The sequence below is a fragment of the Amycolatopsis regifaucium genome (genome assembly GCF_001613935.1).
GTDB lineage: Bacteria > Actinomycetota > Actinomycetes > Mycobacteriales > Pseudonocardiaceae > Amycolatopsis > Amycolatopsis regifaucium.
Map to the genome: position 1 here is coordinate 106,239 of NZ_LQCI01000049.1, position 19,393 is coordinate 125,631.

Annotated in this window: 15 protein-coding genes; 8 read left to right on the plus strand and 7 right to left on the minus strand. The window is 69.6% G+C overall.

What is annotated here, in order from left to right; all coding sequences use genetic code 11:
- The first annotated feature begins 70 nt into the window (after nt 1-70).
- The 4 genes from ispG to map all read left to right on the plus strand — a co-directional run bounded on the left by ispG (nt 71) and on the right by map (nt 4,978).
- Nucleotides 71-1,222: a flavodoxin-dependent (E)-4-hydroxy-3-methylbut-2-enyl-diphosphate synthase gene (ispG, locus tag AVL48_RS32400; protein ID WP_061984399.1), complete on the plus strand. Its 1,152-nt coding sequence runs from the start codon at nt 71-73 to the stop codon at nt 1,220-1,222.
- A gap of 164 nt (nt 1,223-1,386) precedes the next feature.
- Nucleotides 1,387-2,241 (plus strand): GNAT family N-acetyltransferase, encoded by an 855-nt coding sequence (locus AVL48_RS32405; RefSeq protein ID WP_061984397.1) that lies wholly within the window; start codon nt 1,387-1,389, stop codon nt 2,239-2,241.
- 50 nt (nt 2,242-2,291) lie between these two features.
- Nucleotides 2,292-4,097: a penicillin-binding transpeptidase domain-containing protein gene (locus tag AVL48_RS32410; protein WP_061984395.1), complete on the plus strand. Its 1,806-nt coding sequence runs from the start codon at nt 2,292-2,294 to the stop codon at nt 4,095-4,097.
- Nucleotides 4,098-4,120: 23 nt separating this feature from the next.
- Entirely contained in the window at nt 4,121-4,978 is an 858-nt protein-coding gene (map, locus tag AVL48_RS32415; protein WP_061984393.1) for a type I methionyl aminopeptidase, read from the plus strand.
- 72 nt (nt 4,979-5,050) lie between these two features.
- On the opposite strand, the gene AVL48_RS32420 is transcribed toward map, so the two are convergent.
- A complete protein-coding gene (locus AVL48_RS32420; RefSeq protein ID WP_061984391.1) occupies nt 5,051-5,740 on the minus strand; it encodes a FadR/GntR family transcriptional regulator in 690 nt (229 codons plus the stop codon).
- A 48-nt stretch (nt 5,741-5,788) separates the two neighbouring features.
- Here AVL48_RS32420 and AVL48_RS32425 point away from each other — a divergent pair, with 48 nt between their 5' ends.
- Nucleotides 5,789-7,036, plus strand: a complete 1,248-nt coding sequence (locus tag AVL48_RS32425; RefSeq protein ID WP_061984389.1) for a CynX/NimT family MFS transporter — start codon at nt 5,789-5,791, stop codon at nt 7,034-7,036.
- A gap of 89 nt (nt 7,037-7,125) precedes the next feature.
- Entirely contained in the window at nt 7,126-7,602 is a 477-nt protein-coding gene (locus AVL48_RS32430; RefSeq protein ID WP_061984387.1) for a hypothetical protein, read from the plus strand.
- Nucleotides 7,603-7,677: 75 nt separating this feature from the next.
- Here AVL48_RS32430 and AVL48_RS32435 read toward each other — a convergent pair whose 3' ends face one another.
- Entirely contained in the window at nt 7,678-9,072 is a 1,395-nt protein-coding gene (locus tag AVL48_RS32435) for a mycothione reductase (protein ID WP_061984385.1), read from the minus strand.
- A 262-nt stretch (nt 9,073-9,334) separates the two neighbouring features.
- On the opposite strand from AVL48_RS32435, the gene AVL48_RS32440 reads away from it, so the two are divergent.
- Together AVL48_RS32440 and AVL48_RS32445 are read left to right on the plus strand one after the other, a co-directional pair.
- Nucleotides 9,335-10,168 (plus strand): S1 family peptidase, encoded by an 834-nt coding sequence (locus tag AVL48_RS32440; protein ID WP_061984383.1) that lies wholly within the window; start codon nt 9,335-9,337, stop codon nt 10,166-10,168.
- A 33-nt stretch (nt 10,169-10,201) separates the two neighbouring features.
- Complete coding sequence (locus tag AVL48_RS32445) at nt 10,202-10,678, plus strand: GNAT family N-acetyltransferase (protein ID WP_061984381.1); 477 nt, start codon at nt 10,202-10,204, stop codon at nt 10,676-10,678.
- Here AVL48_RS32445 and AVL48_RS32450 read toward each other — a convergent pair.
- The 5 genes from AVL48_RS32450 to AVL48_RS32470 all read right to left on the minus strand — a co-directional run bounded on the left by AVL48_RS32450 (nt 10,650) and on the right by AVL48_RS32470 (nt 19,222).
- Nucleotides 10,650-11,837, minus strand: coding sequence for an 8-amino-7-oxononanoate synthase (locus AVL48_RS32450; RefSeq protein WP_061984379.1), 1,188 nt, complete (start codon nt 11,835-11,837; stop codon nt 10,650-10,652). The two genes, AVL48_RS32445 and AVL48_RS32450, sit on opposite strands and share 29 nt — an antisense overlap.
- Before the next feature lie 139 nt (nt 11,838-11,976).
- Nucleotides 11,977-13,479, minus strand: coding sequence for a DEAD/DEAH box helicase (locus tag AVL48_RS32455; RefSeq protein WP_061984377.1), 1,503 nt, complete (start codon nt 13,477-13,479; stop codon nt 11,977-11,979).
- Nucleotides 13,480-13,852: 373 nt separating this feature from the next.
- Nucleotides 13,853-14,941: a lytic polysaccharide monooxygenase auxiliary activity family 9 protein gene (locus AVL48_RS32460; RefSeq protein ID WP_167386369.1), complete on the minus strand. Its 1,089-nt coding sequence runs from the start codon at nt 14,939-14,941 to the stop codon at nt 13,853-13,855.
- 161 nt (nt 14,942-15,102) lie between these two features.
- Complete coding sequence (locus AVL48_RS32465; protein ID WP_061984375.1) at nt 15,103-16,056, minus strand: serine protein kinase RIO; 954 nt, start codon at nt 16,054-16,056, stop codon at nt 15,103-15,105.
- Nucleotides 16,057-16,357: 301 nt separating this feature from the next.
- Nucleotides 16,358-19,222: an ATP-binding protein gene (locus tag AVL48_RS32470; protein ID WP_061984373.1), complete on the minus strand. Its 2,865-nt coding sequence runs from the start codon at nt 19,220-19,222 to the stop codon at nt 16,358-16,360.
- Nucleotides 19,223-19,393 lie beyond the last annotated feature (171 nt).

Below are 19,393 nucleotides of genomic sequence, written 5' to 3' on the forward strand. Positions count from 1 at the left end.
AGGTAATGCTGCTCACCGTGACGGCTGACGTCGTGCATGTCCGCCGATCGGGGTAGGTACGCTTGAAGGCGTGACTGTCGCTCTAGGTATGCCAGCGCTTCCTCCTCCCGTCCTCTCCGAGCGTCGCAAGACCCGACAGCTGCAGGTCGGGCCGGTCGGCGTCGGTAGTGAGCACCCGATTTCGGTGCAGTCGATGACCACCACCCTCACCTCCGACGTCAACGCGACCCTGCAGCAGATCGCCGAGCTGACCGCTGCGGGCTGTGACATCGTGCGGGTCGCGTGCCCGTCGGCGGACGACGCCGAGGCGCTGCCCGCGATCGCGAGGAAGTCGCAGATCCCGGTGATCGCCGACATCCACTTCCAGCCGAAGTACGTGTTCGCCGCGATCGAGGCGGGCTGCGCGGCGGTCCGGGTGAACCCGGGCAACATCCGCAAATTCGACGACCAGGTCAAGGAGATCGCGCGGGCGGCGAAGGACCACGGCACGCCGATCCGGATCGGGGTCAACGCGGGTTCGCTGGACAAGCGGATCATGGACAAGTACGGCAAGGCGACCCCGGAGGCGCTGGCGGAGTCGGCGTTGTGGGAGGCGTCGCTGTTCGCCGAGCACGACTTCCACGACGTCAAGATCTCCGTGAAGCACAACGACCCGGTGGTCATGGTGCGCGCGTACGAGATCCTGGCCGAGCAGTGCGACTACCCGCTGCACCTCGGCGTCACCGAGGCGGGCCCGGCGTTCCAGGGCACCATCAAGTCCGCTGTGGCGTTCGGTGCGCTGCTGCGCCAGGGGATCGGCGACACCATCCGCGTGTCGCTCTCGGCGCCGCCGGTGGAAGAGGTCAAGGTCGGGATCCAGATCCTGCAGTCGCTCAACCTCAAGGAGCGCAAGCTCGAGATCGTGTCCTGCCCGTCGTGCGGCCGCGCGCAGGTGGACGTCTACACCCTCGCCGAGCAGGTGACCGCCGGGCTGGAGGGCATGGAGGTCCCGCTGCGCGTCGCGGTCATGGGCTGTGTCGTCAACGGCCCGGGTGAGGCGCGCGAGGCCGACCTCGGAGTCGCGTCCGGCAACGGCAAGGGCCAGATCTTCGTGAAGGGCGAGGTCATCAAGACCGTGCCCGAGCACGCCATCGTCGAGACGCTCATCGAAGAGGCCATGCGCATCGCCGAGGAATCGGGCCAGACGATCGGCGAGGGGCAGCCCACCGTCAGCGTCGGCTGAGACCGGCCGGAAGGTCGAGACCACGCTAGGAAAGGTCCTTTCCTCGCAAAATTTGCCAGGAAAGGACCTTTCCTGGCGCTTGTGGCCCTCCACCAGCCAAGGTTCTCTCAGCGTGTCTTAAAGCTTGCGTTCCGTTTAAGGCGCCCATCTGGCACCCTGGAGTGGTGTTGCGGCTTGCAGGTGCACGGCTGCTCGATGATCGGGACTATCCGGCGGTCCGTGCCGCGCTCGCCGCAGACCCGGTCGGCAGCTGCATGGTCAGTGCCAGGGTGGAGACGGCGGGTCTCGACCCCTGGCGGCTCGGTGGTGAGCTCTGGGCTGCCGATTCCCGTCCGGTTCGCGCCGGCAGGCTCCAGGGCCTGTGCTTCTCCGGGCCGAATCTGATCCCCCTGCGCGGCAACGCCTCCGCTTTGCGTTCCTTCGCCGATCGCGCCCTGCGCCGCCAGCGCAACTGTTCCTCGCTGGTGGGCCCGGCCGAACAGGTCCTCGGGCTGTGGGACGAACTCGAGCCGGAATGGGGCCCCGCCCGCGAAGTCCGGCACGACCAGCCACTGATGGCGCTCGACGGGATCCCGGCCGTGGCCTCGGATCCGTTGGTCCGCCCGGTGCGGCCGGAAGAACTCGACAGGTACCTTCCCGCCGCGATCGCGATGTTCATCGAAGAGGTCGGTGTCGACCCCCGCAACGGTGACGGCGGCGCCGGTTATCGCGCCCGGGTGGCGGAACTGATCGCCGCCGGTCGCGCGTTCGCGCGGTTCGAGGACGGGGAGGTCGTCTTCAAGGCCGAGATCGGCGCGATGTCTTCGACGGTCGGCCAGATCCAGGGTGTCTGGGTGCATCCGGAACGCCGTAGCGGCGGTCTCGGCACGGCCGGGACGGCGTCCGTCGTGACCCGGCTCGTCCGCGGGATGAACCGCACCGCGAGCCTGTACGTCAACGCCTACAACGGCCCGGCGCTCGCCGCCTATCGCAAGATCGGCTTCCAGCAGGTCGGGCAGTACGCGACGGTTCTTTTCTGAGTCGGCGTTTCGACCGGGCGGAAACCGCCGGGACTGGCAGGATCCGGGGCATGCCAGCAGGTCGTCGTGTCGCCGTCGTCATGCTCGCGGGAATGGTCGGCCTCGCGGCCGCAGGCTGCGGCCTGTTCGCCGATTCCGGTCCCGAAGACGCCATCACCGGCTTCCTGGACGGCCTCTCCTCCGGTGACACCGCCGCCGCGGCCTTCTTCACCGATTCGCCGGACGCCGCGCGGTCGTCGCTGGAGATGGCGCGGAGAGCGCTTTCCCCGGAGTCGGTCAAGGTCGCGGCCAAGAAGGTCCAGCACGCGTCCGGCGCGGACAACGGGACGGCGACCTACGAGCTCACCTGGACGCTCCCGCGTGGCCGGGTCTGGACCTATCAGGCCGACGCCCAGGTGCATTCCACTCAGGACGGTTGGAAGGTGCGGTGGCTGCCGACGGCGCTTCACCCCCAACTGGCCGCTCAGCAGACCATCGCGCTGAAGCCCGAGCCGCCGGATCTCGCCCCGGTCCTCGATCGCGACGGATTGCCGTTGCTGCGCCCGCAGACCGTCGTCAGCGTGGTGCTCGACCCGGCGAAGGCGGGGGATCTGGTCGCGGTCTCCGACAAGCTCGGCGCCGCGCTCAACCGCTTCGAGCCGTCGGTGACCGGGCAGTCCATCCGCGACGGGGTGAAGACGGTCAAGCCCGGCGCCGGCTATCCGGTGATGATCCTGCGGGCGAACGACTACCAGGCGGTGAAACCCGAGATCTACGACCTGCCCGGCGTCCGGTTCAGCCAGCAGGACAGGCTCCTGCCCGACGACAAGAACTCCGGCAAGCAGGTGCTGCCCGCCGTCCGCTCGCTCGTCGAGGACCAAGTGGACGGCGCGGCGGGCTGGCGCGTGGTCACGCTCGACGTGAGCGGCGGCGAGATCGTCGACCTGCACAATGAACAGCCCAAACCGGCACCCGCGGTCGTGAGCACGCTCAGTGTGAAGACACAGGGTTCGGCGGAGCGGGCGCTGGCCTCGCTCCCGACGGCCTCCGCGCTGGTCGCGATCCAGCCGTCGACCGGCGAACTCCTCGCCGTGGCACAGAACGCCCCGGCCGACGCGCAGGGCGCGATCTCGCTCAGCGGCCGGTTCCCGCCGGGTTCCACGTTCAAGGTCGCCACCGCCGTCGCGGCGCTGTCCGCGGGCACGGTGCAGCCGGGCAGCCCGGTCGATTGCCCCGGCACGGCCACCTTCGAGAACCGGACGGTGCCGAACGAGGGCAAATTCGCCCTCGGTGTCGTCTCGCTGTCGAAGGCGTTCGCCCACTCCTGCAACACGACGTTCGCGAAGCTCGCGACGGACCTCCCGCCCGCGGCGCTGACCGACGCGGCGCGAGACCTCGGCATCGGGGCCGACTTCGTCATCCCCGGCGTGACCACGATCACCGGCTCGGTACCGCCCGCGAATACCGTCGCGCAGCGCGCCGAAAACGGCTTCGGCCAGGGGACCGTCGTGACGAGCCCGTTCGGGCTGGCGGTCGCCGCCGCGACGGTCCAGTCCGGGAAGGTCCCGGTGCCGACGCTGATGCGAGGGATGCCCGCGACGTCGTCCGGCCTCGGCAAGCCGATCCGGCCGGAGGTGCTCGACGCCGTCCGCGGGATGATGCGCGAGGTCGTCACCGACGGCACGGCGACACTGCTCAAGCCGCTGCCCGAAGTCCGGGGCAAGACCGGGACCGCCCAGTTCGGCGACGGGACGCACTCGCACGGCTGGTTCGTCGGCTACACCGGTGACCTGGCGTTCGCGGTACTGGTCACCGACGGCGGGACGTCCAAACCGGCGGTCGAGGCGGCGCAGCGCTTCCTGACGGGACTGGGCTAGCGAGCAGGTCGTAGGCTGGGCTCATGTCCGTTCGTTCCCCCTTGAAGCCCGGCGTCCAGACGCCGAGGCGACTCGTCCCCGCCAGCATCGCCCGCCCCGAGTACGTCGACAGGCCGGCGCCGAAACGCGACACGGGCAACGGGGTCCGCACGCCCGAGGTGATCGAGGCGATGCGCGTCGCGGGCCGGATCGCGGCGCAGGCGCTCGAGGAGGGCGGCAAGGCCGTCAAACCCGGCGCGACCACGGACGACATCGACAAGGTGATCCACGAGTTCCTGCTGGACCACCACGCCTACCCGTCGACACTGGGCTACCGCGCCTTCCCGAAGTCGTGCTGCACCTCGCTCAACGAGGTGATCTGCCACGGCATCCCGGACTCGACGGTGATCGAGGACGGCGACATCTGCAACATCGACGTCACCGCGTTCATCGGCGGCGTCCACGGCGACACCAACGCGACGTTCCTGGCGGGTGACGTCTCCGAGGAGGCGCGGCTGCTGGTCGAGCGCACGCGTGAGGCGACCATGCGGGCCATCAAGGCCGTCCGGCCGGGCAGGCAGCTCAATGTGATCGGCCGGGTCATCGAGGCGTACGCGAAGCGGTTCGGGTACGGCGTCGTGCGTGACTTCACCGGCCACGGCGTCGGGCCGGCGTTCCACACCGCGCCGACCGTCCTGCACTACGAGGAGCCCTCGGTCGAGACGATCATCGAGCAGGGCATGACCTTCACGATCGAGCCGATGATCACTCTCGGCACCATCGACTACGACATCTGGGCCGACGACTGGACCGTCACCACCAAGGACAAGAAGTGGACCGCCCAGTTCGAGCACACCCTCGTGGTCACCGAGGACGGCGCCGAAATCTTGACCCTGCCGTAGCGGCTCCGAAGTACATGAAGGCCCCCTTCCTTGTGCCAGGCGCAAGGAAGGGGGCCTTCATGTACTTCAGGATCAGTCCTCGTCTCGCTCCACCCGGGCCAGGAGTTCGTCGAGGAAACCGCACGCCTCGGTGGCGGCCCGGTCGGCGTCGCCGTCGGCGATGGCCTCGGCGAGTCCCTCGTGACCGATCTCCGGCAGGTACTCGCGGCCCGGCGTCACGTTCGACGTCGCGGCCACGCTGGCCGTGATCACCTCGGTGAGCCCGCGGTACATCTCGGTCAGCAGCGTGTTATGTCCACTTTGGACGACGGCGAAGTGGAATTCCGCGTCCAGACGGGCGAATTCCTCCCAGTGACGCTCGCGCAGCTCCTCGTTGCGGCGTTCGAGCAGCGATCGGAGAGCGGTCACCTCCTCTTCGGTCCGCGACACGGCGGCGAGCCGGGCGCCTTCGACCTCGAGGATGCGCCGCACCTGCAGCACCTCGCGCAGCTCCGAACCGCACAACCGCCGGATCGCGCCCGAGACCTCGCTCGTCGCCCGCACGTAGGTGCCGTCGCCTTGCCGGACCTCGAGCAGTCCCGTATGCGCGAGCGCGCGGACGGCCTCCCGGACGGTGTTGCGCCCGACCCCGAGCTGTCCCGCCAGCTCCGGCTCGGTCGGAATCCGCTGCCCGATGGGCCATTCTCCCTGCGTGACGGCGTCACGCAGCTGCTCGATGACCTGATCGACCAGGCCGGCACGGCGCGTGGTGGCCAATGGCACAGCGTTGTCCCTTCATCCAATCATCCTATGTATGTGATACTAGCCGACGTGCGTGTCGACTCCCGAGAATCCGTGTCCCCGTTCGACGAGCGTCTTGAACTCGAAGGCGCGATCGAAACGGAATGGCGGCCGGGAGTGCTCTCCGGGGGTCTCCTGCTCGGTGTCGCGGTGATCCTGGTCGCCCTGAACCTGCGCCCGGCGATCACCAGCGTCGGCCCGATGCTCGGCGACATGCGTGCCGATCTCGGCGCCACGGCGACCTGGGCCGGCGTGCTCACCACACTCCCCGGCCTGTGCTTCGCCGCCGCCGGTCTCGCCGCCCCCGTGCTGGCCCGCCGCTTCGGCGTGGGCGCCGCCATCGCTTCCGCGCTGTCGATCCTGGCCGTCGGCCTGGTGCTTCGGGTGCTCGACGGACCGTACGTCGTGCTCGGGGGAACCCTGGTGGCCACGGCCGGAATCGCCTTGGCGAACGTGCTGATCCCAGTCGTCATCAAGGACTCCTTCCCGGCGCGTGTCGGCATGATGACCGGCGTGTACACCGCCGCTCTGCAGGGCGGAGGCGCCCTGGGGTCCGCGCTCACCCCTCCCTTGGAGAACGCGTTGGGCGGCTGGCGCCAAGGTCTCGGCGCCTGGTCGGTTCTGGCGGTGCTCGCACTCCTCGTCTGGATTCTCGCAGCCCGCGGTACGGGGCGTGCGACCGTCGACGAGGCAGGCAAGCAGGGTAGCGGGCGATCGCTGCTGCGTAGCCCGCTTGCGTGGATGGTCACCCTTTTCTTCGGCACTCAGGCCTTTTTGGCCTACGTCGTGATGGGCTGGCTGCCGGAAGTGATGATCGACGCCGGGGTGAGCAAGGGCGACTCCGGCCTGCTGCTCGGGCTGATCTCGCTGATCGCCGTCCCGATCAGTCTCGTGGTCGCGCCGATGGCCGCGCGGCACCGCAGTCAGAGCGCGTGGATCGTCGGGCTGGGCGTCTTCGGCTTCGCCGGAATGGCCGGCATGATGCTCGCCCCTAGCGCCTCGCCGCTGCTCTGGAGCATCCTGATCGGCCTCGGGATGAGCGTCTTCTCTCTCGCGCTGACGGTGATCGCGCTCCGGGCGCGCACCGGCGCGGACACCGCCCGGCTCTCCGGGATGGCGCAGGGCATCGGCTACCTGATGGCGGCCGTCGGGCCGTTCCTGTTCGGGCTGCTTCACGACCTCACTCACGACTGGACCGTTCCCTGGATCATGATGCTCGTGATCTTCGCCGCGCAGATGACCTTCGGCGCCCTCGCCGGTCGCCGCCGCTTCGTCTGAACGCGTTCAAAAACTTCTTGACCCCACGCCCGGCGGAGCCATACGCTGAGCGAGTTGAACCTGTTCAAAACTCGGTTCTGGGGGTCGGCGTGGTGGAGGACCTGGCCTTCGGGGCGGCTCTGGCCTGCTTCGCCGCGGTGTGCGTGGCGGTGGCGCCGGTTCCGCAGGCACCTGCTGTTTCGCCGTTCGAGTTCTACCGCGCCGTGGACCGGGTGTGCGTGCGGGTGTGGGAGGACAGCGCCGCCGCGATCCGGCGCTACTGGCCGGACCGGGAGGGGGACGTCGCGACGGAGCAGCGCAAATGGCAGCACTACGTCGCGACGAAGGTGGACGACGCCAAGGACGTCCTCAAGGGGGCGACGGGGGTCCGCACGGTGCCGGGAGGGGCGGCATCGGCGCGTGAGGAGTTCTTGGCGGCCGTCCACCACTACGTCGAGGCGGCCGAACGGTTTCAACGGAATGGGGCAGGCTCGGCCGTCTTGCTGGGCGCGTCGGACCTCAAGCTGACCGCGGTGACCGAACTCGCGGTGCGGCACGGGGCCCGCAACTGCGAACGCGTCATTTGAGGCTCGGAGGATGAGATGAAGGGGCCTTTCATTGCAAATTTTGCAATGAAAGGCCCCTTCATCTCACGCCGGGCCTCAGTCCAGCGGCAGGTTCAGCAGCGCGTTCTCGACCAGTTCCGGCATCGCCGGGTGGATCCAGTACTGCCCACGGGCCATGCGCTTCGCGTCGAGACCGAAGCTCATCGCCTGGATCAGCGGCTGGATCACCGACGACGCCTGCGGGCCGATGATGTGCGCGCCCAGCAGCTGCCCGGTGGCCGGGTCGGCGAGCAGTTTCGCGAAGCCGGTGGTGTCCTCCATCGCCCAGCCGTAGGCGATACCGGCGTAGTCCTGGTGCGACGTCACGTACGACACGCCTCGCTCGCGAGCGTCGCGTTCGGTGAGCCCGACCGAAGCGACCTGCGGTGAAGTGAACACCGCGTGCGGGACGAACCGGTGGTCGGCTTCGATCCGCTCGTCCGGATGCAGCAGGTTGTGCTGCACGACGCGCTGCTCGTGGTTCGCGACATGCTTCAGCTCGAAGACCGACGAGATGTCGCCGAGCGCGTAGATCCCGTCGACCACGGTCTGCTGGTATTCGTCGACCACGACGTGCCCGCGCTCTCCGGTGGTCACACCGGTGGCGGCGACGTCGAGGATGTCCGAGTTCGGCGTGCGCCCGGTGGCGACCAGCAGCACTTCGGCCTCGACGGTCTCGGCGCCTTGGGGACCTTCGAGGTCCAAAGCGACCCCCGACGAGGTCTTGCGGGCGCGGACGGTCTTCCGGTCGAGCCGGACGTCGAACCGCTGCGAGGCCAGGTCGGTGAATCGGGCGCTGACGTCGTCGTCCTCGGAGCGCAGCAGCGCGCCGGACCGGTTGACCACGGTCACCTTCACCCCGAACGAGGCGAAGACGTGCGCGAACTCGGCCGCGATGTACCCGCCGCCGAGGATGACGATGTCGGTGGGCAGCTCGTCGAGCCGCATCACGGTGTCGGAGGTGTGGTAGCCGGTCTCGGCGAGCCCTGGGATGTCCGGGATCACCGGGCGGCCGCCGGCGGCGAGCACGAACCGGTCGGCGGTGACCGTCTCGGCCGGGCGGCCGTCGGAGTAGCTGACCCGGAGTTCCTTGTGGCCGGTGAAGCGGCCTTCGCCCTCGTACACGGTGACGTTCTTGTTGTCCTCGTGCTCGACGCGGTACTCGCGCCCGCCGGCGGCGATCGGGTCGATCCGCCCGAAGATCCGGTCGCGGACGTCGCGCCAGCGGACCCCGGTCAGCTCCTCGTCGACGCCGAACTTCGCCGACGACGCGGGGGTGGCCGCGACATTGGCGGCGTGGACGAACATCTTCGTCGGGATGCAGCCCACGTTCAGGCAGGTGCCACCGAACGTGCCCTTCTCCACGATCGCCGTGTTCCAGTCCGCGAAGCGCGGGTCGAGGATCGAGTTACCCGATCCGGTACCGACGATCACCAGGTCGTAGTGGGGCACGCTGTCTTCCTTTGCGGCGGGAGCGGGTGGTTCCGACTCTAGCCAACCTGTCACGGTGACCGGTTGTTCCCGCCCGCGGACGAAGGTGTACCCGGTTCAGTGACACCGCATCGGGCCTTCTCCGATTAAGGTATTCGCGATCGCTTGTGTACGCGCTGGAGTCGATTGATCACGACCACGATGATCGCGATGGCCCAGTGCCGCGGCGCCCCGGCCCCTGCCACCAGATGGCAGTACGTACGCCTCGGTGAAGGGACAGAACATGCCCAAGAAGTCACGTCGCACCCTGCTGCTCGCTGTCGGAGCGGTACTCGCGACGGCGGTGATGGTGCCGATCGCGGTCAACAGCGCGTCGGCGGACGACAGTGCGGTCAGTGGACCGGACAAGGCCGCCGAACCGAGGATCGTGGGCGGTGAAAAGGCTTCCGTCTCGCAGTACCCCTACGCGGTCTACTTGGCCGACCGCGACGGTAACCAGTACTGCGGAGCGGTGATCGTCAGCTCCACGACGGTCGCGACGGCGGCGCACTGCGCGGTCGCGTACGACAAGAACAACGTGCAGGTGGTGGCCGGCCGCGAGGACAAACGCTCGCGGGAAGGCCAGGTACTGCGCGTTTCGAAGGTCTGGGTCAGCCCCGGCTACAGCGGAGACCCCGGCAAGGGCGACGACATCGCCGTCATGACAGTCAGGGGGCAGTTGCCGTACCGGCCCGCGAAGGTAGCTGACACCGGTGATGCCGACCTGTACAGCGAAGGGACTAAGGCGACAGTCCTCGGCTGGGGTCGTATCGCCGACGGCGGCGCGCGGTCGGACTACCTCCGCAGCGCGGTCGTCCCGGTGGTCAGTGACAAGACCTGCCAGAGCGCGTACGCGGGCTACGACCCGACCGACATGGTGTGCGCCGGTTATCCCGAGGGCGGGGTCGACGCCTGTCAGGGCGATTCGGGTGGCCCACTCGTCGTGGGTGACAAGCTCATCGGGATCGTTTCGTTCGGCGAAGGCTGTGCGAAGCCGAACAGGCCGGGCGTCTACACCCGTGTCTCGCACTACGCCAAAGAGATCTCTCAGCAGAGCAGTCGCGGGCTGATCGGCTGATCGATGCCTTCTTCACGTCCGATGTGCTAACAAGTGGGCGTGAGCACCGACACCCCGATCATCGAGACCTCGTCGTTCCCGCTGTCCGTCGCCGGTGACGAGATCACCGCCGCTCAGCTGCACGGCATCCTCCGCCTGCGCGTGGACGTGTTCGTCGTCGAGCAGGAATGCGCCTACCACGAGATCGACGGACGTGACCTCCTGCCCGGCACCCGGCATCTCTGGATCGGGGGTTCCGTCGCCGTCGATTCGTACCTGCGGGTGTTGCAGGACGCGGGCGGCACCTTCCGCATCGGCCGGGTGTGCACGGCCGTCCGCGCACGCGGCAAGGGGCTGGCGGGACGGCTGATGGAGACCGCCCTCGCGGGGATCGGGGACGCGCCGTGCGTGCTCGACGCGCAGACGTACGCGAAGGATTTCTACGCCAAGTACGGATTCGTGGTCGAAGGCGAGGAGTTCTTGGAGGACGGCATCCCGCACCTCACGATGTGGCGCCGGGAGGTGCGGTAGCCGTGATCACCCCGACCGCGCGGTCCACCTCGGCCTCGGTGAGGTCGGCCCGTGCGGTCAGGCGCAGGCGGGAGATGCCGTCGGGTACGGACGGCGGACGGAAACAGCCGACCCGGACACCCTGATCCGCGCACGAAGCGGCCCACGCGACGGCCGCTTCGGGGGACGGCGCCTGCACGGAGATCACCGCGGCGTCCGGGAGACTTACCCGGAACCCCGCCGCTTTCAGTTGCATCGCGAGGTTTCCGGCCGCGTCGGTCACCTTGGTGGCCAGCTCCGGCTCGGCCTTCAGCGCGTTGAGCGCGGCCAGCGCGGCGGCGGCACTGGCGGGCGCGAGGGCGGTGTCGAAGATGAAACTGCGCGCGGTGTCCACGAGATGCTTGATCACACGACGCGGCCCGAGTACCGCTCCGCCTTGGGCGCCAAGGGATTTCGACAGCGTGATCGTGGTGACGACGTCCGGCGCGCCGGAGAGTCCCGCCGCGTTGACCGCGCCGCGGCCGCCCTCGCCGAGGACACCGAAGCCGTGAGCGTCGTCGATGAGCAGTGACGCGCCGTGCTCCCGGCAGACCGCCGCGAGTTGCTCCAGCGGCGCGATGTCGCCGTCGACGGAGAACACGGAATCGGTGACGACGAGCGCGCGCGGTTTGCGGCGGGTCGCGAGGGCGTGCTTGAAGGCGTTCGGATCGCTGTGGGCGACCGCGGCGATGTCCGAGCGGGACAGCCGGCAGCCCTCGATCAGCGAAGCGTGGATGTACTTGTCCGTGACGATCGCGGAATCCGCACCGGACAGAGCCGTGACGGCCCCGAGGTTGGCGGTGAAGCCGGACGAGAAGACCAGCGCGGCCTGCGCGCCACAGAAGCGGGCGAGTTCGTGCTCGAGTTCGACGTGGACCTCGGTGGTGCCGGAGACGAGACGGGAGCCCGTCGACCCGGCGCCCCAGCGCAACGCGGCGGCCGCGGCCGCACCGGCGACGCGTTTGTCGCGGGCGAGCCCGAGGTAGTCGTTGCCCGCGAGGTCGAGCTCCGGTTCCTGCGCCTGCCGGATGCGCAGCTTGCGCACCAGTCCGGCCTCGGCCCGCTTCTCAGCCTCCACGTCGAGCCAGTCGAAGACCTGGTCGGGAGGGAGGTTCTGGGGAGCGGGGGCGGGAGAGTTCACGTCCCGCAGTCTCCCATCCGGCCTTCGGCGCCGGGCGTGGTGGTCCCCACAGCGAGCGCAATGAAGGGGCCTTTCATCGCAAAATTTGCGATGAAAGGCCCCTTCATCTCATGCTTGGAGCCGGACCAGCCGGCTCGGCTCAGCTGTCGAAGCTGCGACGCGGGCCGCGGCTCGGCCGCTGCGGGCGGCCACTGCCGCCACCGGACTCGCCACGACGCGGGCGGCCGCGGAAGCCGCCGGGACGGCCGCCTTCGCGGTGACCGTGACCCTCGCGCGAACCCTGGTAGCCACCGCGGTCGCCGCCACCGTAGCCGCGGCCACCGCCGCGACGCGGGGACTCACGACGACGTTCGATGACCGGCTCGCCGCTGGGCTGCTGCGCACCGGTGATGCGGATCAGTTCGGCGTCGCCCGGGCGGACCGTGGTCTGCTCGGCGCGGACACCGGCGCGGTCGGTCATCCGGCGCACCATGCGGCGCTGGTCGTGGGTGACCAGCGTGACCACGACACCGGACGCCCCGGCGCGCGCGGTGCGGCCCGCGCGGTGCAGGTAGTCCTTGTGGTCGGCGGCCGGGTCCACGTGCAGCACCAGCGAGATGTCGTCGACGTGGATACCGCGCGCGGCGACGTCCGTGGCCACGAGGACCGGGGCGAAGCCTTCCTTGAAGTCCGCGAGGACCCGGTTGCGCTGGCCCTGGGTCTTGCCGCCGTGCAGTGCGGCCGCGTGGACGCCCTTTTCGCGCAGGCGCTCGGTGAGGCGGTCCACGTGGTGCTTGGTGCGGACGAACATGATCGTGCGGCCCTCGCGGGCGCCGATCTCGGTGATGACGTCCTGCTTGTCCTGGTGCGACACCTGGAACACGTGGTGGTCCATGGTGGTGACGCTCGCGGTCGACGGGGCGACCGAATGCGTGACCGGGTTGGTCAGATACGCGCGGACCAGGCGGTCGACGTCACCGTCGAGGGTGGCGGAGAACAGCAGACGCTGGCCGTCACGCGGGGTCAGGTCGAGGATCTCGCGAACCTGCGGCATGAAGCCCATGTCGGCCATCTGGTCGGCTTCGTCGAGCGCGATGAAGGTGCACTCCGACAGCGACGCCGTGCCCTGGCGGACGTGGTCCGACAACCGGCCCGGGGTGGCGATCAGCAGGTCGACGCCGCGGGAAAGCGCGTCGGCCTGACGGGTGAAGGCCATGCCGCCGACGGCGGTGCGGCACCACAGGCCGAGCGACTTGGCCAGCGGGGTCAGCGAGTCGGCGACCTGCATGGCCAGCTCACGGGTCGGCACCAGGATCAGCGCGCGGGGGTGCTTCGGGCGGGCCCTGCCGCCGTTGAGCCGGGTCAGCATCGCCAGGCCGAAGGCCAGGGTCTTGCCGGAACCGGTCTGCGCGCGGCCGAGCACGTCGCGGCCGGCGAGCGCGTCGGGGATGGTCGCCGACTGGATGGGGAAGGGGGTGGTGATTCCGCCCTCGGCCAAGGCCTTGAGCAGCGGGTCGGGAAGCCCGAGCTCCGCCCAGGTCGTGGCCTTGACACTCTCGACGGTGTCGTTGTGCAGCATGCCGTCACCCGCGGGGCGGGTGCGCGGCTTACGGTGCTGCCTGGCCGACGGCGAGGTGGGGCCGGAGTTGAACGTGACTGTCACAAATACCTCTCGGACGTGGTACGTCACAAGGAGGCCCGGGCTGCCCGCGCGCAAGCAGGGCAAGATGGTGTGCACAGATGGGCGTTCACAGGGACGAACCCGGCACACCGCGTCTGCATGACACCGCGCGCCAATTGGTTGATACGGATACCGCGAGCCATTCGGTTGGCTTTGGAGGCGACGGACACCACTCATCCACGCCGCCGATTGCGGTCTAGCACTACTGTACCGGACTGTTATCCGCACTCCCAACGGGAGGGACCGATTGTGGGCAGGGTCTCCACGACGGCGTCCGTCCCGGGAGATGCGGGAAAGGGTCTTCCAAGACGTGTTCCGCCTTGAAAGACCCCTTCGTGACACTGTGGACAGTCGCTCAACTTCCCTGACAGGTCACCGACGGCTGCGCCGGATCCGTCCCGGGTGCCTCGACGACGAGACCGAACGTCGTCTCGCCGTCCGGCGCGACCGCGCCGTTCCAGTTCGCGTTGACCACGTTCACCACGTTCCCCGCTTGGCTCAGCGTCCCGTTCCACACGCCGGCTATCCGCTGCCCGGCCGGCAGCACCCAGCCCGCCAGCCAGCCGGCGTAGGCGGTCGTGCCGTGGTTCATGATCGTCACGGTGGCCTGGTAGCCGCCTGACCACGAGTTCGTGACGGCGAACATCGCCATGCACGAACCGCCGGTCGGCGGCGGGGAGGTGGGCGTGGTCGACGAGGGCGGCGTGCCCGGTTCGTTGATGCCGGTCACCTCGCCCTTGCCGCCGTCGAAGACGACGTCGGAGCAACCGTAGAACGTCTCGGCGCTGTCGGAGCGTTTCCACACCGAGTAGATGATGTGCCGCCCCGTCTTGTTCGCCGGTAGCGCGCCGCTCCATTTGTACTGGCCTTCGACCGTCCCGACGGAGCCGGTCACCGGCGGATGGTCCACGGTCAGGAACGGCTGATCCTCGAAGTCGTCCCAGCGCAGCGGCCGGTTCGCAGTCCAGCCGTCCTTGGTGACGAACGTGTAGAACCAGCCAGGGTGCGCGGCCCACGCGTTGTAGGAGAAGTCGAACGTCGCGCCCGCCGTCAGATGCGTGAGCGGCCAGTCGCCGACGCCGTCATAACCGGCGTACCCGGGATTGCCGCCCGAGCACAGCTGCCCGTCGGGGATGAAACCGCGGGTGCGCCCGGCGCCGTCGGAACGCAGGACGGAGAACCAGTTGTAGAGCGAGTTCGCGCCGCTCGTCCGGACGGCGGCGGAGCACGCCGGGTTGTGCGGGACGATCTCACCGGTCGGGGACAAGCCGTCCTTCCAGCAGAGGAACGTGCGGCTGCCCGGTTTCATCATCGCGCCGTGCGCGGCGGCGGTGCCGGTGTTCAGCACCACGGCGAGCACGCTCGCCAGCAGCACGGTCACGACGGCCAGGACGGTACTTCGTTGTTTCGTCACGTCGGCTTCGCCCTTCTCCCATGCGGACATGGCCGCCGGGCTCCGGCGGCAGTGTTTATGGGAGCGCTCCCAGTAAGGAGGGTAAGCCACTTCCGGGTGGCGGGGAAGAGCTTTCACCGCTCTCGAAGCGCGAGGGTCACAGGGGATCCCCAGGGGACCGATTTCGTCCCATGGGGATCCCCTGTGACACGTCAGCGCAGTCCGGCGATCTCCCGCAGTTCCTCGATCAGCTCCGGGACCGCCGTCAGCCGCTCAGGCAGTCCTCGCGAGTGGAACCACGTGGCGATGTTCCGCACGTCGCGCGCGAGGAACTCCAGCCCGCCGGGGTTGGCCACGATGTCGACCACCTGCGGGAGGTCGATCACCATGATCCGCTCGCGGTGGACGAGCAGGTTGTACGCCGAGAGGTCGCCGTGCGCGAGCCCTTGCGACGCCAGGAGTTCCAGCATCGCCGAGGTCTGGAACCACAGTTCCCGCAGCTGCTCCGGCTCGGGCCGGACCTGCGCCAGCCGCGGCGCGGCCGTCTCGCCGTCGCCGAGGAACTCCAGCAGCAGCTCGGTACCGTCGCGTTGCACCGGATACGGCACCGGCGCGCCCACCGCCCAGAGTTTGCTCAGCGCGGAGAATTCGGCCACCGCCCACTGTTCGGCGATGAGGTTGCGGCCGAAACTGCTGCGCGACTCCATGGCCCGCATTTCGCGCGACCGCCGCATCCGCCTGCCTTCGAGGTAGCCCGCGTCGCGGTGGAACAGCCGGTGCTCCCCGCTGCGGTACCGCTTGGCGGCCAGCACCGTGCCCGGCGTGTCGGGCAGGCCACGGCGCACGAGATGGACGTCGGCCTCCTTGCCGGTCTTGAGGATGCCGAGTTCGGTGTCCACCGCCGCGAGTTCGGTGATCACCCAGTCCGGCCGCGGATACGGCCCGTGCTCGGCTTCGCCCCAGGTGCTCCAGCGGTCGCCGCCGCCGGGGATGGCGGTTTCGGTGTAGGCGTCTTCACGCAGCCGGGCGAGCCGGACGCGTTCGGCCTCGGTGAGCCTGCCGCCGCGGTCGGGTTCGGGTTCGTCGTCGAACCGGCCGCGCCGGGCACGACGAGGACGGTCGATCTTTTCGAAAGCGTGCGATTCTTCGAGATCGTGCTTGCGCACTGGTGGGTTCTCCTCGTCAGGGTGCCCCACCGGGCGAGCGTGGTCGCGCTCAGCCTCGAGGGGCGAGTGGATGGGGGCGGCAAAGGCCCCGGACAGTCATCAGCACGAGGCACCTCCCAGTCGCATCCACCGGCTCCTGCCGGATCGCGCACGATCATGCCGGACGCTCTTCCGCGCCCGCAACCGAATTAAGTCGTGAGTGGCGACGGCCGGTCCTCCGCACCTTCCCCAGTACATGATGGCCCCCTTCCTTGCGCTAGGCGCAAGGAAGGGGGCCATCATGTACTTCACGCCCTACGCCCTACGCCGAACGCAGCCCGGCCAGCTCGCTCCGCGACCGCACCTTCAGCTTGCGCAGCACGCTCGCGACATGCTGTTCCACCGTGCGCCGCGACAGGAACAGCACCTCGGCGATCTCCCGGTTGGTGTGCCCGGCGGACAGCAGCCGCGCGACGTCACGCTCGCGCGGGGACAGCTCGTCGCCGTAACCCCGGCGGCCGCGTCGAGACGGGGCGACCGCACCGGTGGAGCGGAACGCGTGGCGGCAGCGCGCGGCGTCGCGAGTGGCGCCGAGGTGGTCGAACGTCTCGGCGAGCGCGGAGAAGGTCTCGGCGACGTCCTCGTTCCCGGCCAGGCGGCACCGCGCGGCCCGCTCCGCGATCAGTGCCGCGTGATACGGCGCGGGGAGGGTGTCGAAACGCGCGCGTGCCTGCTCGAAAGCCAGGATCGCTTCGGCGTGCTCTCCCCGCGAGGCCGCGACGAGCCCGCGGTTCGCGGCCAGTGCCGCGCGGGTCGATGGCGCGTCGAGGCCGGAGATCTCGCGTTCGAACTCGTCGGTCAGTGCGTGCGCCGCGGCGTCCCGTCCGGTGGTGCAGTACGCGTCGGCGGCGGCCATGACGAGATCGGCGCCCCAGGCCCAGACACCCTTGGCGCGCAGGAGTTCCAGGCCTTTCTCGGCCTGCGCGACGGCCGCCTCGCCGAGGTCCTGCGCGAGCAGCATGCCCGCCATCCCGGCGTGCGCGGCGATCGCGACCGGGGTGAACGCGTTCTCCGGCTGGTCCGCCGCGGTTCCGGCGAACCGGGCCGCGGCTTCGTCCCATTCGCCGCGGGCGGCGGCGAGCAGGCCGAGCACGAGACACAGTTCGCTGGTCACCGGCAGGAGGTCGCGGTACTCGTCGATGAGCGCGCCCGCCCGTTCGGCGAGGCCGTCCCAGTTCCCGGTGAGCCAGTCGGTGTGGACCGCGGTCGCGCGAGCGGTGCTGACGACGTACGGTGCGCCGCAGTCGGCGGCCAGTTGCATCCCGCTGCGCAGCAGGCTCCTGGCGCGCCGGTGATGGCCGATCCAGGCACAGGCGTCGGCGCTGTTGCAGTGCAGCCGCGCCAGATGCCGTTGCTCGTCGGCCGAACCGACGCTGGTCGGGGCCCGGTCCAGCATGGCCCAGCCGCGAGCGTCCCCGATGTGCAGCCGCGACGCGACGTTGTTGGCCATCAGGATGATCCTCAGCCGCCGGTCGGTCGCCCGGTCGATGAGCCCGTCGACCCGGTCCATCCAGCGGCGGTGCTCGTGCAGCGGGGTCGCGCCGACCCACGGCTGGGCGAGCACACCCATCCCGCGTCCGGCGAGGTCGGGCCGGTCGGCGAGGTCGTTGACGGCGATCTCGATCTCGGTCCTGGCCGCCTCCAGCCCACCTGCCTGGCGCACCAGCAGGAGCCCGAGTCCCAGCCGGACTTCGCCGCTCAGCCTGCCGGAAAGCCTGCCGTCGGTGAGCAGTCGTTCCAGCGCCGGGACGACCTCCGCCTGCGCGAGTCCGTTGCACGCCACCGAACTGAACTTGACCGCCAGTCTGTCCACATCGGACGGTTGGAGGCCCGGTTCGTCGAGCAGGGTACGGAGCAGGTCCGTCGCCGTGGCGAGGTCACCGACCGTCGACGCCTGATCGGCGGCCGCCTCGCCGTACTTCAGGGCACCGGCCCGGTCACCCGCCTTACGGCAGTGTTCGGCGAGCCGCACCAGTGACTGCGGGAGGCGGTCGCGCAACAGCCGGGCCGCACGCCGATGCAGTTCCTGACGGTCGGGGCCCGGGATGGTGCGGTAGACGGCTTGCTGGGCGAGCGCGTGCCGGAAGCCGTATTCGCCTTCATTGGTTTCCACCAGGACATTGCGTTCGAGCGCGAGGACGAGTGCGCGGTGGCCGCGTTCGGCGGTGAGCGCGGCCGCGGCCGCCAGCAGGTCCGAAGTGGACGGTGTGCCGAGTACGGCGGCGGCCTCGGTGATCCGCCGGGCGGCCGTCGGCAGGGCGGCGAGCCGTTCCACCGTCGCTTCCCGCAGCAGTGCCGGGACTTCGACGGCGTCGAGCAGACGCCGTGCGGTCGCGCCGTCGGCGTGCACCGCGCCTTCGATGCCACCGATCGCGTGCACGACCTCCTCGATCACGAACGGGATCCCCGCGGTCCGCTCGTGCAGCCGCGCGGCGAACTCCGCCGAGACGCCTCCCTCGCCGAGCAGCGCCGACACCAGCGTTTGGACGCCGTCGCGGTTCAGCGGCCGGAGCGTGACGAGCACGTGTTCGGTGCCGGGCGCGGGGCGGTAGGCGCTGCCGAGTGGAATGCCGCCGGGGGTTTCCTCACGCCGGTAGGTGAGCAGGAGGGTCAGCCCGGTCGGCGGATCGGTCATCAGGAACCGCAGCAGGCGGCGGGAGCCGTCGTCCGCCCAGTGGAGGTCTTCGATGAGGAGGACGTGCGGGCCCAGCGAGCCGAGCAGTTCCCGGACGGCGCGGAAGAGCCGGTGCCGGTCGGCCCTCGGGTCGCCGAGCCGCGGTGGCGGCGGGGGCAGGAAGGCCGCGAGTTCCGGCAGGTATGGCCCGAGTACGCCGGTCACGGGGTTGAGGTCGCGTGGCGGGCGGACGTCCTTGAGCGCGTCGAAGACGACGCCGTACGGGAAGGGTTCGCGCAGTGGCTGGCAGCTCCCGGTCAGGACCGGCCGTCCGGCCAGTTCGGGACAGGCCAGCAGTTCGGTGGCGAGCCGGGTCTTGCCCACGCCCGCTTCACCTTCGAGCATGATCACCGCGGGCGAGCGCATCGCGCCGTCGAGGATCGCGCGTAGTTCCGCATCACGGCCGACGAGTACCGGCGAACTCGTCCTGCGTCGGCATCCACCGATCACCATGCCGGGTCACCCCCGCTTCACGAACAACACCGTTCGAGTGAACGCAGCTTAAGCGCGCGCTCAGTGCTCACGGAACCCGCTCGGACGGTCACGGAACTTTCGTAGGGACGGAGGCTTTCCCCAATAGATACGTAGTCCTACGGACTGTTGCCTCGCTTGTTCAGGCAGGTA

Coding starts and splice junctions, on each gene's coding strand:
- AVL48_RS32410 (WP_061984395.1), top strand. CDS start 2,292: ATGCCAGCAGGTCGTCGTGTCGCCGTCGTCATGCTCGCGGGAATGGTC.
- map (WP_061984393.1), top strand. CDS start 4,121: ATGTCCGTTCGTTCCCCCTTGAAGCCCGGCGTCCAGACGCCGAGGCGA.
- AVL48_RS32440 (WP_061984383.1), top strand. CDS start 9,335: ATGCCCAAGAAGTCACGTCGCACCCTGCTGCTCGCTGTCGGAGCGGTA.
- AVL48_RS32460 (WP_167386369.1), bottom strand. CDS start 14,941: ATGTCCGCATGGGAGAAGGGCGAAGCCGACGTGACGAAACAACGAAGT.
- AVL48_RS32470 (WP_061984373.1), bottom strand. CDS start 19,222: ATGGTGATCGGTGGATGCCGACGCAGGACGAGTTCGCCGGTACTCGTC.